The organism is Hyphomicrobiales bacterium (assembly GCA_017642935.1).
Lineage (GTDB): Bacteria > Pseudomonadota > Alphaproteobacteria > Rhizobiales > MH13 > MH13.
The window spans coordinates 572,132-587,577 of record JAEPOK010000001.1 but is presented as its reverse complement, the minus strand read 5'-3'; the positions used below and the strand labels follow the sequence as shown (position 1 = coordinate 587,577).

The window sequence follows — 15,446 nt, the reverse complement described above, 5'->3', positions numbered from 1 at the left end:
CGGTCAAAGGAATAGTTTGTCCGTTGAAATGTGGGCAAGTGTGGCTGTTTGAACGCGCTGAGTTTTCAGCCGGTCAAATGTGAGGATGCCCAAAAAGCGTGAGGCGTATCAATGGCGAAGAAACCATCCGAAGCAAACAAGGCGGCGCTTGACGCGGTCGAAGAGGCCCTGGCCATCGACTTCGCAGACGACGGCTTTGATGGCGCATCGGACGACGCGGACAAAACGTCAGCACAGCAAACATCTGGCCGCACCGCTGCACGCATGCCGCGCGCCGATGATGTGCTGGGCGATCCATTGGCAACGCCGGTTGGTGAGGATGATGCGCCGACAGCGCGCGAGGCCGCCGACGATCAACGCCTTCGCGAACGCCGCCCACCGGCCAATGATGATCGCCGCGCCACCAGCGCCTTGGTCTATGAATTGCAGCGTCGCCCGGCCAACACGCCTTACGTTTTCGCCGCCAGCGCCAGCGCCATCTGGGTTGCTGCGGCGGCGCTTCTTGCGCCGGCCCTCTTCAACACCAGCGCAGGTGCCCTGCTCAGCGACGGCGCAACACTGACCTCGCCTGGATTTATCGCCTACGCAATCGGTGCCTTCGCGCCGGTCCTCCTGTTTTTCACCATCGCGTTCCTGGTCTATCGCGCAGCCGAATTGCGCATCGTTGCCAAATCGATGGCGAACGTCACCATGCGCATGGCGCAGCCCGATGAACTGGCCAAAGAACAGGTTTTGTCGGTCAGCCAAGCAATCCGCCGCGAAGTCGCTGCGATGGGTGACGGCGTAGAACGCGCGCTTGCACGCGCCGGCGAACTTGAATCGATGGTCCAGGGCGAAGTCGCCAACCTGGAACGGGCCTATTCCGACAATGAAACCAAGCTGCGTACTCTGCTAGGCCAGTTGACCAGCGAACGTCAGGACATTCTTCTCAACGCCGAGAAGGTGCGCGAGGCCATTTCCTCCTCGCACGACCGTTTGAACGCCGATCTTCTGACAGCATCCGACGCGCTGACACAATCGCTTGCTGAAACCGGCTCAACCGTCGCGCACAGCCTGGCCGACAAAGCCTCGCAGATCACCAACGCACTGTCGCAGGCTGGTGAAACGATGAGTGACACCTTGCAGTCGCACGGTGATCGTCTGGTCGAACAGCTTTCCTCGACCGGCCTTGATGTGTCCGACAAGCTGGCCATCATCGGCGGCGATATCGTGCGCGAAATCACTGAAAAATCAGCAGAAGTTGACACGGTGCTGAAAGATCGCTCGGCCACGATCTCCGCTGATCTGGCGTCCACGACCAGTGCGATCGTCACCGAATTCGAGCAGCGCGGTAACAATGTGACCCGCGAGCTTGAAGAAACCAGCCATTCGGTCACCGAGAATTTCGCCGTGCGTGCCGAGGACGTGACCACAACGCTGAAAACCACCGCCGATTCGCTGCTTATCGACATGGAGCTGCGCGGCACGGCGATCACCGCCAAGCTGGATGAAGCCGGCACGCAAATCTCTGACAGCATCACCGAACAAGGTGGTGCCCTCGCCCAGCGTATGGAAGCATCCGCGGAACGTCTGCACGACGCCGTTGTGGAACGTGGCGTTGAGCTACGAGACGGATTTGAGCTTTCTGCTCAATCACTTATCACGTCTGTCGATGCCAAGCTTGAAGAGTTGCGCAAGACAGCTGACGACACCAGCAGCACCATCGAAACAAGCATTATGCGCGACCTTGATCTGGTCGATATGCGCCTTGCCCAGGGCCGCGATGCGGTTGAAGATTTGATCAAGACTGGGACCGGCGACCTCACCGATAAGGTGCAGGCGGTTGGCGAGCGCGTTGTGCAGATCGTTTTGGAACAGGGCGAAAACCTTGGCCTCGCCTTCACGCAGCGCGCTGAAGAATATGCCAATATCCTGAAATCTGACAGCGATGCGCTGGTTTCCGCGCTCGATGATCGTACCGCTGCGCTCGATGAGCAGATGCACACGCGAGCCGACGCCATCCGCGCACTGCTGGACGACAAAGCGCAGTCCATCGACCTGGCGCTGGCTGACCGATCCGGTGCCATCGAAGCCTCGTTCCTTAACCAGCGCACCGCGCTTGAGGAAAGCATCGACCGTGCCGCAGCCGAAGCAAGCGCTGTTCTTGGCGAGCGCTCTGCTGTGTTGGCCGAACACATCAACACGTCCACCCGCGATTACCTGGAGACGTTGAACGACCGCACCCAGCGCTTCATGAGCGTGCTCACCGACGCCAATTCCGGCGTCGAAAGCCGCATGAACGCCCTTTCCGACACGCTGGTTGATCGCATTACGACCGACACCAATGGCTATCTGGAGGCCATGGACACCCGCACGACCAGCCTGATCGATGCGCTGAACGAACGCTCAGACACGCTTATGCAGTCGCTGCAGGATGTCACAGGCAGCACCGAAGAGCGCATCATTGGTGTCGCCAGCGAACTGAATAACCGCGTTGTCGACACAGCCGACGGCTTCGTCGATCAGTTGGAAAAAACCGCCACAGGGCTGGTTAATCGCGTCGATCAGACCGCGATCGGCCTTGTTATCCGCGTTGATGAAAGCACGACCAACCTCACCAATCAGGTTGAGGAAACGTCCAGCAGCATCACCGGCCGGATCGACCAGGCTGCGACCAGCCTTGCCAGCCACGTCAACGAGACGACGACCAACCTCGTCAATCGCGTCGAAGGCACGACCTCCAATCTGGCCAGCCAGGTTGATCAAGCGACCTCGAACCTTGTCAGCACCATCGACAACCGCACCCAGGGCCTCACCGATGCCATGAGTGCCGTTGGCGGCGATCTGACGACCCGCGCCGAGGCCATCGACAACCAGCTGCGTGAGCAGATCGAAAGCCTGTCGAGCGCGTTGCAGATGCGCACGGTTCAGCTCGAGACCACGGTCGATGAGCGCCTTTCCGCCTTCGATGTGAAGGTCAATCAGCGCATTGAAGACGCGACAACCACGTTCGTGGAACGCGCCGATCAGCTTGATGGCGCTTTGTCCAACCGTGGCCGTGAGATCTCCGAAACGCTCATTGAGCGCACCCGTGAAGTGGCGCAGGCCTTTGTTAGCGGTCGCGACGATATCGAGCGTGCCATCACCGCACGCATCGAGGCCGTTGGTGAAACCGTCAACGAACAGACCAACAATCTGACCGATTTGATGGCCAACCGCGTTGCGGACATCAACCAGTTGCTTGGCGACCGTGTGATGGAGGTTTCCGAAACCATCAAGGCCCAGGGCGATGCGCTCGAATCCATGGTCAACGAGCGCGCCAATACCTTCGGCGAAACGCTTTCCACTGAAGCCACCAATGCCCTGCAGGGCTTTGAACTTCAGGTCGGGTCGGCGACCAATGCGCTGGTCGCTGCGGCAGCCAATGTTCGCTCAGCAGCACACGACGAAACGCTTGTGGCCAGCCAACAGCTCGCCGAACGTGCCGATGCTCTGCGTGAAGCGCTGTCCAATCAGGCAGGCGCCATGGAGTCGATCCTCGATGATCGCGGCCAGGCGCTGGTCGGCTCGCTGGAAAGCCGCACAAGCGAGTTTGCACGCTCCATTCACGCTGCCACACAGACCCTTCAGAGCAATGTCGCCGAGCGCGAGCGTGAACTGGCTGAAACCCTCGCGGGCCAGACCGATCAACTCGCTCAAAGCCTGCAGTCGGCCACCAGCCAGCTCGGTACGGTCCTTGACAGCCGCACCAAAGAACTGGCTGGCGCACTAGAGGAGCGGACATCGACCTTGGAGCACAGCATCAACGCGGCTTCCGGTTCGGTTGCCAATGTGCTCGACACGCGCTCTCAGGAGGTCGCCGGCCTCATCGAAAGCCGGACTCAGGCGCTGGCCGACACGCTGGACGCTCGCAGCCAGGCGCTCTCCGACAAGCTGGAAGATCGCCGTTCAACGCTGGAATCCAGCATAACGGCGGCTACCGAGTCCATCGAAACGGTTCTCAACAGCCGCGGCCACTCGCTGCTTGGCGCACTCGACACGCGCACCAATGCGTTCAACCAGTCGGTGGAAGCAGCAACGCAGCTCATGGACTCGACATTGGAAGAGCGCACACGCGACGCATCGGCAAATCTCGCCCGTGCCCGCAATCTGCTCAACCAGGATTTGCAGGAGCTCACCGGCCAGATCGGGTCGGTCAATTCTTCCATTGAGGAACTGCTCAGCAATTCCGCTGTGACCCTCGGATCCATGGGCGAAGTGCTGCAGGAGAAAATTGCCCGCTTCAGCACATCGGTTCAGTCGATCAGCAATGACACGGCCACAACCTCTGAAGCGCTCGAGAAGCAGCTTGAAGCCCTCAGCGGCATTTCCACCGAGGTTCTCAGCTCTATTGTCGACCTATCGGATCGCTTCGATGTGCATGGCCGCGCGCTTTCCGGGGCCTCTCAGGCGATCCTGCGTACTACCGAGAAGCTGGATGGCTCCGTCGGCACGCAGGTCACGCAGATGGATACGATCAGCGAATCCATCGCCGACCGAACCAACCGGGCCGAGCAGGCGTTGCAGTTGACCTCCGAACGCCTGGCTTCGACACTAATCGACGCCGAAGAGCGGGCCGCCTCCCTCGCCTCTGCTTTGTCTCTGGCTGCCGATGACGCGGCCAAGGGCGTGATCGCTCAGTTCAACTCCCTGCGCGAAACCGCCAGCGAAGAAAGCAGCAAGGCCAGCGACATCGTCCGCAAGACCCAGGAAGAGGTCGCGCGCGAACTGCAAGGTGGTTTGGAAACGGCCGTTTCGGCGTTCCACTCCTCCATTGAGGACATGCGCAAGATGACGAGTGATATGAGCTCTGAGCTTGCGACCACCCGTGCGGACATCCGCCGTGGCGTGTTTGAACTGCCCGAAGAAGCGCGCGAAAGCGCAGCCGCTCTTCGCCAGGTCGTGAACGAGCAAGTCGCTGCCTTGAAAGAGCTTTCCAGCCTAGTGTCCGATGAGGGCAATGCGCGCGATGCCTCTTCGCGTCAGCTTCAGGCGCCGGCTCCGGCACCTGCTATCGCCTCCTCACGCGGCGGTGCGCAGTTGGCCGAAGCCAGCGCGTTGAGCTTGGAAGACCAACGCGTTGACGACGACATCGCCCGCAGCATGGAAGATGTCCGTCAGGCGGTTGCCCCGGCTGTGACGCCCGCATCCTCAGGCGGCAATTCCGACGCTCCGTCGGGCGGTTGGATCAGCGATCTTCTGCGCCGCGCATCCTCTGATGATGGCAAAGGCGGTCCGCTGGAAGACATCCGCGAGCAGATCGGCGATGCGCTCGACGAACGCGCCTATGCTCAGCAGTGGGACAGCTATCTGGCCGGCAACAAGGCGAGTTTCTCGCGCCGCATCTACACATTGAACGGCCAGCAGGTCTTCGACGATATTCGTCGTCAGATCGGCCGCGACAATGATTTACGCACGGCTGCTCAAGAGCACCTGACCAGTTTCGAGGGTACGCTGCGCGAAATGGCCTCGCGTCGCGCAAGCCGCGCCGAGACCCGCACACTGTTGATGTCCGATCAGGGCCGTCTCTACACGGTTCTGGGTCAGGCTCTGGGTCGCTTCGGCAACTAAGCGACGGAACATACATGCAAAAAAGGCCGCCGGTCAGACCTTGACCGGCGGCCTTTTTGTTTTCAGTGGGCGGAGCCGTTGGCCTTAAACGGCGTCGAGAACGAACTTCACCATTTCGCGCGACAGAGCATCGAACGCGGCATTGAGCGCTTCAACGCCGTCTTCAGCGCTATCACTGGCCGCAGGCATTGTCGCCGCGAAATTCTGGCTTGCCAGAATGCGCCCATTGGCGTCGTTCATCACCTTCAGCGCAATGTCGATAACCGCTGTCGCCTGCCCGCCATCGGAAATCTCGATCTCAAAAGCACGGATTTCCGGCACAAGGCGCACATCAATCAAGAGACCTTGGCCCGGCCGGCCCACCGCTCTTGCCCGTCCGGTGCGTTCAAGAGCTTCAGCAAAACGCGCCTGAAGCAAGTCCGGCAGCGCGTCCGACCAGGAGGCGCCGGGGAAATAGGCGAGCGTTGCCTCGCTGTCGCGAACAACGATGCGATCGGTTGCGTAAAAACGAACCGCAGCCGGCTCGGCCACGAGCAACTGGCGGCTGGTGCGACTTCCACCAACATCGATCGACTGAGGTGCGCGCAGATCGTAGATCCGCGGCGCCATCTCCAGGCCAAGGGTCGAACAGCCAGCAAGCAGAAGCGCAGCACAGATTCCGCCAACCAGCGGTAGCCGCGCACGTCCGGTTCTGCGCTTGGCGCCCCAAAGGTCCGTCATTGTTTGTCCAACATCACTCATCGGACCCTACTCACACATTCGCGCCCATCAAACCAGTTCAAGCCGCATTTAGCAAAACCGATCATCATATCACCGCCGCTGCGGCGAATATTCGGGAGCGCGATCGCCGCCGAAGATAAACTGCTGCGGGTTGCGTTCAATCGACGTGACCACGCGTTCAAGCCGGTTCAGCACCCGCCGACCGTCGCCAATCAAAGCCTCGGCATCACGCAAACCTGGTCCAGTGAAACGCGCCAAACCGGCGGCAATCTCATCCGACCTGCCCTCAAAGGCGACCGCAACATTGCGCAAGGCGCGCGCCGCTTCTCGTGCATCCGCAATCAACCCTTGTGTCTCGTCCTCGCCAAGCAACCCATCAACGGAGGCCAGAAGACCATCAATACGGCGGGAAGCGACTTCCAGCCGGTCGGCGATGACCACGGCATCCTCAAAAATCGCGTCGACCTGCTCGGCATTGTCTTCAAGGCTCGCGGTAAAGGCCGTCACGTTGTCCGTCGCCTCCTGGGCGCCAGCAAGCACGGCATCGACCCGTTCGCCCGCTTCAGGCAGCCGGGCAGTGAATGTGCCAACATCGTCAACGGCCTGGGCAACCACCGCCGGATCGACCGCAGCAACAACCACTTGGACGGCATCCAGCGTTTCCACGAGCGCGGTGGATGAGGTTTCCAGATTGTCAAACACTGTGCCGCCGCGCGCGATCAAGGCCCGCGCGTCTTCGCCGACGCCGCGAAACTCGGTCGAGGCGACCCGCACATTCTCCACCACTTCGCTGACGCTTTGCGGATCGACCGCTGCGATGAGCTCTTCGGAGCCAGCAATGATGTTTTCAAGCCGTCCTGACAGACCGGATATCTCGCTCGCGATCGCGCCAACGCCCTCCATCAAAAGCTCAATATTGTCCGACTGCTCGGCAACCGTACTCGTAATTTCGTTAATGTCGGCAATGGTTTGGGTCAGAAACGGTTCATTGACAAGCAAGAAATTCTCAATCGTCTGCATCGCATCATCCGCCCGGCCAAGCACATTGCGCGCGCCATCGATCAAGTCTTGAACAACGGAGACCTCTGCCTCAATGATCACCGGTGAGTTGGGATCAAGCACCGCCGGTTCGTCCATTGAGCCACCGCGCAGGGCCACAAAAGCTGTGCCCGTAATCCCGGTGATGCCAAGTTCGGCATTGGTATCTTGACGGATCGGTGTGGCAACATCGACGACCGCCAGTGCCAAGGCTTCTTGCGGGTTGTTGGGGTTGAGCGACAGCGTTCGCACCTCACCGACCTGAATACCGTTAAAGAGCACCGGGCTGCCGGCACTCAGGCCATTCACCGGGCCATTGAACTGAAAAATGACCTCCGCCGTCTCGTCTTGGCCACCAATTTCGGCGACCCAATAGATGAACGCCATCCCGGCGGCGATCACGGCCAGAGCGAACAGTCCAATAACGATATGGTTGGCGCGGGTTTCCATGCCTCAGGGCCTTAGCGTGCAAGTCCAAGAGCGCAAAGCGCCGTGTGGCCCAACGCGAGCAAACAGCTGCACTTTTCGCCAAACCGTTGCATTTTGACTGCGCATTTGTGGCTCAACTCGATTGATTGCTGGGTGCCAAGGGGCTTGAACCGCGTCCGATGGCTCGGCCGGTGTTGAAATAGTCTTGCACCCAAGGGTGATCGAAGCGCCGCACCTCATCGACTGTGCCGACCGTTAGCACCTTCTGGTTGCCAAGCACCGCAACACGGTCACAGACCGAAAACAGGCTGTCGAGATCATGAGTCACCATGAACACGGTGAGCCCAAGCGCTGAACGCAAATCGGCAATAAGCTCGTCAAAAGCCGCTGCACCCAGCGGATCAAGACCTGAGGTTGGCTCATCCAGGAACACAACATCGGGATCAAGTGCCAAGGCGCGCGCCAGCGCGGCGCGTTTGATCATGCCGCCCGAGAGCTCCGAGGGCGTTTTTAGCGCGGCATCTTCCGGCAAACCGACCATGGAAAGTTTCACCGCCGCCAGCCGATCCATCATCGGTTTATCTAGACGCCAATGCTCGCGCATCGGCACTTGGACGTTCTGGATCACGTTGAGCGAGGAGAAGAGCGCGCCATGTTGGAAGAGCACGCCGAGCCGCTCATCGACATGAACCCGTTCACGCTCATCCAACTCCGAGTAGGGTTCGCCAAGCACATCAATAGTGCCGGCCCGGCGGCGATTGAGGCCCAAAATTGCCCGCAAAAGCACCGACTTGCCGGTACCGGACGCACCAACAAACCCTAAGATTTCGCCGCGATAAACAGTGAGATCGAGGTCTTTGAGGACTGTCACGTCACCAAAGCCAACCTCCAAGCCGCGCACCTCGATGACCGAGGTGCGCGCGTTGTGAGGATCGTCGATTGCTTGAACTGCCATGCCCCTGTCCTAGTAATCGATCGATGCGAAAAAGATCGCGAAAACACCGTCCATCACGATGACGGCAAAGATCGACTTCACAACCGCCGCCGTAACACGTTGGCCAAGTGACTCGGTGCTGCCGCTGACCCGGAACCCTTCCATGCAAGCGATGCTGCCGATCGCAAGCGCCATGAAGGGCGCTTTGATCAGACCAACCATGACAGTTTCCAGCAAGATGCCGTCATGCATGCGATCGATGAACACGACGGGGCTGATGCCCGAATAGGCCCAAAGCGTCAGCATGCCGCCGAGAAGCGCCGAAGCGTTGGCGATGATGGTGAGCAGCGGCAAGGCAACGACCAGGCCAAGGATACGCGGCACAACGAGCACATCGACAGGATCAAGGCCGATTACGCGCATTGCATCGACCTCTTCGCGCATGCGCATCGCGCCGATTTCAGCGGTGTAGGCTGATCCTGTTCGGCCAGCGACCATAATTGCGGAAATCAACACGCCGATTTCCCGCAGCACGAGAATGGCCACCAGGTTCACGGTGAAGATCTCGGCGCCAAAAAACCGCAGCTGGTAGGCACTTTGCTGCGCAACGATCCCACCAATAACGAATTGAATGAGCACGATGATCGGCACCGCCCGAAATGCACTTTTATCAAGCTGCGTGACGAACGCATTGAAGCGCCAGCGGGTGGGATTAACTAATGTCAGCCCGATAGAGCTGAGCACCACCCCAAACATGCCGATCACACCGAGCAAATCATCCCAGGTGGCGACGACGCCGCGCCCAAAAGCTGCGATCAGGGCATCGAGGCCAAAACGTGGGTCTTCCGGTCGGCGAACGTCGGCGCGGGCGCGCACCGCTTCATAAAGGTCCCATTTGTCCCCGGGCAGATTGACCAGTTCGACCGTCTTACCGGAAGCGGCCAACTCCTTTTCCAGATCGGCCAATGCCAGGCAGCCAAGCGTGTCCAACTCGCGCAGGCCCGACGCATCAACGCGGATCGAAGGCCCAGAGGCCTCAGCCGACCACTCTGACGCCTCGGAAAACCCGTCTTGCATCAGCACCGTGCGCACGCAGGGCCGGATCCAATCACCCTGAACCACCAGCCCATCGCCATCGCGCAGAATCTCTGCCGCATGCGGTGCGGCTCCGCCACGTTTGGCAAAGGGAACGTCTGTGGGTGGGCCCGACCAAAGGGCGTCAATCGCTGTCACGCGCAAACTGCCAGATCACTGATACGTGCCCCTATACCTGCCACGCGTGATCGCCATGCGCAAAGGCCATTTCGCAGCATCAGAAAATATGGCACGTGATATGATCTCCTTCTCTTTTCCAACCCTTACGGATGCTTTCTTATGGCCGAGCTGCGCAAACCCTATCTTCTGTTCCTGGGCGACGTTCCCGACGCGCTGGCAGCCAAAACGGCCATCGGTGTGGTGGATTGGCGGCGCAATTGGTGCGTCGGCCAAGTTCGCCTCGATGGCTGTATGGCCGACACAGGCCTGCCGGATATGAGCATTGCGGACGGTGTCGACAAAGGCGCGAAAACACTGGTGATCGGCGCTGTAAACGCCGGAGGCGTTCTGCCGGACCATTGGGTTACAAGCATCGTTGAGGCCATCCATGCCGGTCTTGATATCGCCAGCGGTCTTCATGCCCGGCTGCAAGACGTGCCCGAGATAGCCGAAGCCGCCAGCGCGAAAGGCGTGGCGCTTCACAATGTGCGCCATGTGGAACAGAAGCTCGCCACGGGCAAAGGCGACAAACGCCCTGGCATGCGTGTTCTGGCCGTCGGCACCGACTGTTCGGTCGGCAAAAAATACACGGCCCTCGCCTTGGAACGCGGCATGGTGGCCCATGGCATGAAGGCGAGCTTCCGGGCGACCGGTCAAACGGGCGTTCTGATCTCAGGGCGTGGCCTAGCCATCGATTCGGTGATCGCCGATTTCATTTCTGGTGCCGCAGAATGGATTGCACCGGCCAACGACCCCGATCATTGGGACGTCATTGAAGGCCAGGGTTCCCTGTTTCACCCCTCCTTCGCCGGCGTCACGCTTGGCCTCCTCCATGGATCGCAGCCGGACGCCTTCATCGTCTGCCACGAGCCGACACGCACCACGATGCGCGGCGTCAAAACGCCATTGCCCTCGATCCATGACGTCATCGACGCAACTATTGCGATGGGACGGCTCACCAACCCAGCGATCCAGTGCGCGGGCCTGGCGATCAACACCGCCGCGCTGGATGAGCAGGAAGCCCGGTCGCTGCTCAAAAAACTTGAGGATGAGCACACCTTACCCGCCACCGACCCGGTACGTTTCGGCGTCGATAATCTTGTCAAGCCACTTCAAGATATGACGCCAATATCATGATTTTAATCGATATTCACGACGATACTTTTCGCATTCGTGGTGGCTTTTCGATCTCTCGTGGAACCCGCACCCACGCGCATGTGGTGACCGTGATCTTGCGTGACGGCGACCATGTCGGCAGAGGCGAATGCACGCCCTATGCGCGCTATGATGAGACGGTCGACAGTGTCACCGTCGAAATCGAAACCGTGCGAAAGGCCGTCGAGTCGGGGATTGATCGCGATGCCCTCCAGGGTCTGTTGCCGGCAGGTGCGGCCCGCAACGCTGTAGACTGCGCCCTCTGGGACCTTGAAGCCAAGCGCAGTGGTAAACCGGCGCATGTGCTGGCAGGCGTGCCGGAAGGAAAGCCCGTTGAGACGGCCTATACGCTGAGCCTCGATACGCCCGATGCGATGGCCCGCGCCGCTTATGATCACCGGGACCGCCCGCTCCTGAAAGCGAAACTCGGCGGCGACGGTGATCTTGAACGTATGCGCGCCATCTGTGGCCATGCCGGCAACGCCAAAGTGATCGTCGATGCCAACGAAGCCTGGTCGCCGGACAGTCTCTGGGACTGGCTAGACGTTGCCGCAGAACTCGGCGTTGCGCTGGTCGAACAGCCCCTGCCGGCAGGCGAAGATGCGATCCTGGCCGACCGACCGCACGCCGTTCCGGTGTGTGCCGATGAAAGCGCCCATGACCGCGACGGGCTTCAGGACCTACTCGGTCGCTATGACATCATCAACATCAAGCTCGACAAGACAGGCGGGCTCACTGAGGCGCTAGCTTTGAAAGAAGCCGCTAAAGCGGAAGGTCTTGGGATATTTGTCGGCTGCATGATGGGGTCCTCGCTCGCCATGGCACCGGGAACATTGCTTGTGCACAATGCCGATTATGTCGACTTGGATGCCCCACTGCTTCTGGAGGAGGATCGCGAGCCGTCGCTGCAGTTTGATGGCAGCATCCTCTACCCGCCAACGCCGGAGCTCTGGGGGTAGAGTGTTCTGATCACAAGTGGGAACCGGTTTTGCGTCCGAAAACGCCATAGAACAAAGACATAGAACGCAAGAGGTGAGCTAATGCTCGCCTCTTGGGTTCTAACTTTCGCAGGTCGGCTGGACCCGCGCGCCGCCCGGTATCCGCACGCGATTGACGAAAATGATCACGACGCCAAGCGCCGTCATCGCGCCCATGCCGAGATAAGCCATCGCGCCAAAGGCCGCGTAGAGCGGGCCGGCGGCCAGCGTTGCGACCGCCATCAAGCCGCCTGATACAACCCCGTAGACACCTTGCGCCGCGCGAAGCTCGCGTGGCCGTGCCCGTCGCTGAACATAGGTGATCAACGCCAAATGGGTCATGCCAAACGAGAATCCGTGCAAGATCTGAAGCAGGCCGGTGAATGCTAGATCCGGCGAAAACGCAAAAATCGCCCATCGGATTGTCGCGCCGACGCCGCCCAGGATCAGAAGTCCGCGCGCGCCGAGCCGGGCAATGATCGTCGCAGAGACGGCAAACAGAACGATCTCGCAGAACACACCAAAAGCCCAGAGCATGCCGATCGCGGTCTCGGAGAAACCCTGCGCCGCCCAGGACAGACTGCCAAAACCGTAAAGAAAGGCATGGCTCGCCTGCATCAGGCCCGCGCCGATAAAGACGCTCATCGCGCCTTTGCGGCGAAGGAAAAACACCCAGCCTGAGCGCAGTTTTGGCTTTCTCGTCACCTCGCCGGGCCCAGACACCACTTTGGGTTGCACAAAGCTGCGCGGCAAGGCTGCGCAAACCAGGACCAGCGCGCCAAACGTTGCCAGCACCAGCCAAGGCACGGTTTGAACGCCATAGCGATCGACAACCGCGCCGGCGGCAAAGCTCGACGCGACGAACGCAATCGATCCCCAGACCCGAACGCGGCCATAATCCGCGCCTGATTGGCGAGAAAGTTGAATGCCAAGCGCATCGCTGAGCGGCAGCAAGGCGTTCCAGCCGACAGCCATGAGACCGATCACAACGAGCAGCACCCAGGGCGTTGCAATTAGGTCTGGCCCACCCGCAAACAGCGAAGCTGCAGGGACGATCGCAAAAGCAACCATCGCCGCCAGCGCAAGTGCCAAAAGCGGCTTGCGGGGATCGTCGAATCGCTCTGCAGCATCGGTAACCATCGACGTCGTCATCACCCGAACGACCAGCGGTGCGGAGACCAAAACCGCGATCCACGCCGCCGAAAGCCCAATCCAATCGAGCCAAACGGGAAAAAACGGCAAAAAGACCCCAAAGCCCGCGAAATAAGCTGCGAACAACGCGGCCACGGTAACTCTTTGGTGACCAGCTTGGGTTGCAATGGAGACAAGTGGCTGCACGAAGTGAAACCTTACACGTGAAGGGCACGGCATTGATTCGCTGAATTCAGCGAGTATCCGTGATCGGTTTGGGCAGGCAGAAGGAAAGCAAACCGCCGAAACGAGCGATCGTGCCGGCGATTGAATGGGGTTAGAGCCTGTGACGCTGCCGCCTCGGGAGCATCACAGGGTCTATTGGGTCACGGGACAGACCATGAGCGAAACGCCTCTGGCGACCATGAGTCAAGACGGTGAGGACGGCGACGCGCGTCCCGCTTCCAGTGACCACGCCTCCGACACGACCGATCTTGCACCTGCCGCGCAATCCGGCCCGCCCATAAGCGATGCGGACTATGAAGCCATCGCCGCTGCGGTAATGGAAACCGAGCGTGGCCGCTGGTTCCTGAAAGAATATGCACGCCGCAACCGCAATAGCGACACGCAAACCGTGCTCAACGCGTTGGAGCGCCTGGAAGACCGCATCAGCGTGTCCGCCGATAGCAATGGCGACACGTCGGTCGCTCTGATCAGTCACAATGTGATCGATCTTGCCGAAGCCATCACGCAGGTGAAGCGTGAAGTCCAGGAATTGGGCGGGAACGGTGAGGAGAAGGATCACTTCAACTCGGCCACCGTCGAACTTGAAGCCATCGTTACCCAGACGGAGACTGCAACGGGCGAGATTCTCGAGGCTGCGGAGAAAATCCAGGAAGTGCTTTGGACACTTCGCGAAGAAGGCGCCAACGAGACTCAATGCGACATCATCGAAAGCAAGATAATCGATGTCTACACCGCCTGCTCCTTCCAAGATCTGACTGGCCAACGTTCAAGCAAGGTGGTGCGTCTGGTCGGCTACGTTGAAAAACGTGTTTCGGCGATGATGGAAATCCTCGGACTGGCTGACGAGGATGGCCAAAAGGGAACAGCCAAGCCAGATACGCGCGAAACCGCGAATGAATCCGATGCAGGCGAAGCCTACCAAGAAGGCGACACCCGCAGCGATGCTCACCTGCTGCACGGACCGGCGCTGGACGGGGAAGCGATCGAGCAGGACGATGTCGATGCGCTGTTCGGAGGGGCAGATGCCGCCGACGAAGGCTTTGACTCAATTGAGCCGGATGAGCCCGAGGCGCCCAGCGAAGTAACTGACGCAGAAACGGCTGAGGCGGTCGACGAACTGGAGGACGCAACCTCACAGGAGGAAGAGACGGCCGCACCGCACGATTCAGACGACGTATCTCCTGCCGAAGACGACCAAGCGAATGATGCGATCGAGTTGACCGACATCGAACGCGATCTTGCTCGCCTTGAGGAGGAAGCCAAGTCCATCGCAGCGGAAGCCGATGCCTCCAGCGATGACGGCGAACCGATCGATATCATCACCGACGATATGGTCGTGGAGATCCACGATGCCGAAATCCTCCGCCGCCCAGCCGAAGATGCTCTAATTGGTGACGCGCTCGCCAAACCCTCACAGGCGCCCGACATCTTTGATGTCGATGCCCTCGATTTCGACGGCCCGGATATGTCCGAGCGCGCCTTGAACGACCTCGATGGCGAAATCGAACTGCACCAACGCTCGCCGCGCGACGATCGCAAGATGATGGTGGATATGCCCGATGACTTTGCTGTCGATGAGGGCGCTGCCGACATGTTCGTTGAAACCGTCGCCAAGGGTCAGGAGAGTGCGCCGAAAAAGGACGACACGTCCGATTCGACTGCTTCCGCGGCGCAAGACATATTCGATGTGGACGAATTTGGTGTTGATGACTTTGACACCGCAGACGAGGTCGCCATCGAAGAAAGCACCGAGGTCACGATGGTGGCAACGGAGCCAGAAGAAGAGATGCTTGATAAGGCTCTGGCCGCTCTTGAGACTGACGACGCAGCAGAAGCGGCTCTGGACGATCAGGACACGTCCGGCATCAATCCGATTAAGGACGACGACAACCCGCCTCACGCCGACAACAGCGATGAGGATGTGCCCTACACAGACGAAGAGCGCATCGCCCTCTTCTCTTAAGGCTCCGCGC

At 59.9% G+C, this 15,446-nt stretch carries 9 protein-coding genes; 4 read left to right on the top strand and 5 right to left on the bottom strand.

The features are described 5' to 3' along the window. Positions 1-111: 111 nt before the first annotated feature. Positions 112-5,589 (top strand): apolipoprotein A1/A4/E family protein, encoded by a 5,478-nt coding sequence (locus JJ917_02700; protein MBO6697720.1) that lies wholly within the window; start codon positions 112-114, stop codon positions 5,587-5,589. An 84-nt stretch (positions 5,590-5,673) separates the two neighbouring features. On the opposite strand, the gene JJ917_02695 is transcribed toward JJ917_02700, so the two are convergent. The 4 genes from JJ917_02695 to JJ917_02680 form a co-directional block, all read right to left on the bottom strand. Beyond that, positions 5,674-6,309 (bottom strand): membrane integrity-associated transporter subunit PqiC, encoded by a 636-nt coding sequence (locus tag JJ917_02695; GenBank protein ID MBO6697719.1) that lies wholly within the window; start codon positions 6,307-6,309, stop codon positions 5,674-5,676. A 90-nt stretch (positions 6,310-6,399) separates the two neighbouring features. Further along, positions 6,400-7,797, bottom strand: coding sequence for an MCE family protein (locus JJ917_02690; GenBank protein MBO6697718.1), 1,398 nt, complete (start codon positions 7,795-7,797; stop codon positions 6,400-6,402). A 112-nt stretch (positions 7,798-7,909) separates the two neighbouring features. After that, positions 7,910-8,731: an ATP-binding cassette domain-containing protein gene (locus tag JJ917_02685; protein ID MBO6697717.1), complete on the bottom strand. Its 822-nt coding sequence runs from the start codon at positions 8,729-8,731 to the stop codon at positions 7,910-7,912. 9 nt (positions 8,732-8,740) lie between these two features. Next, the gene (locus JJ917_02680; protein MBO6697716.1) at positions 8,741-9,787 is read right to left on the bottom strand and encodes an ABC transporter permease; all 1,047 of its coding nucleotides are present in this window, start codon (positions 9,785-9,787) and stop codon (positions 8,741-8,743) included. Between the two features lie 297 nt (positions 9,788-10,084). On the opposite strand from JJ917_02680, the gene JJ917_02675 reads away from it, so the two are divergent. Continuing rightward, positions 10,085-11,101: a DUF1611 domain-containing protein gene (locus JJ917_02675; GenBank protein ID MBO6697715.1), complete on the top strand. Its 1,017-nt coding sequence runs from the start codon at positions 10,085-10,087 to the stop codon at positions 11,099-11,101. Next, on the top strand, positions 11,098-12,078 hold the full coding sequence (locus tag JJ917_02670; protein MBO6697714.1) for a dipeptide epimerase: 981 nt from the start codon (positions 11,098-11,100) through the stop codon (positions 12,076-12,078). Before JJ917_02675 ends, JJ917_02670 begins: the two co-directional genes overlap by 4 nt. A gap of 99 nt (positions 12,079-12,177) precedes the next feature. Here JJ917_02670 and JJ917_02665 read toward each other — a convergent pair whose 3' ends face one another. Next, a complete protein-coding gene (locus JJ917_02665; protein ID MBO6697713.1) occupies positions 12,178-13,383 on the bottom strand; it encodes an MFS transporter in 1,206 nt (401 codons plus the stop codon). A gap of 244 nt (positions 13,384-13,627) precedes the next feature. Here JJ917_02665 and JJ917_02660 point away from each other — a divergent pair, with 244 nt between their 5' ends. Continuing rightward, positions 13,628-15,436 (top strand): hypothetical protein, encoded by a 1,809-nt coding sequence (locus JJ917_02660; GenBank protein MBO6697712.1) that lies wholly within the window; start codon positions 13,628-13,630, stop codon positions 15,434-15,436. Positions 15,437-15,446: the final 10 nt, after the last annotated feature.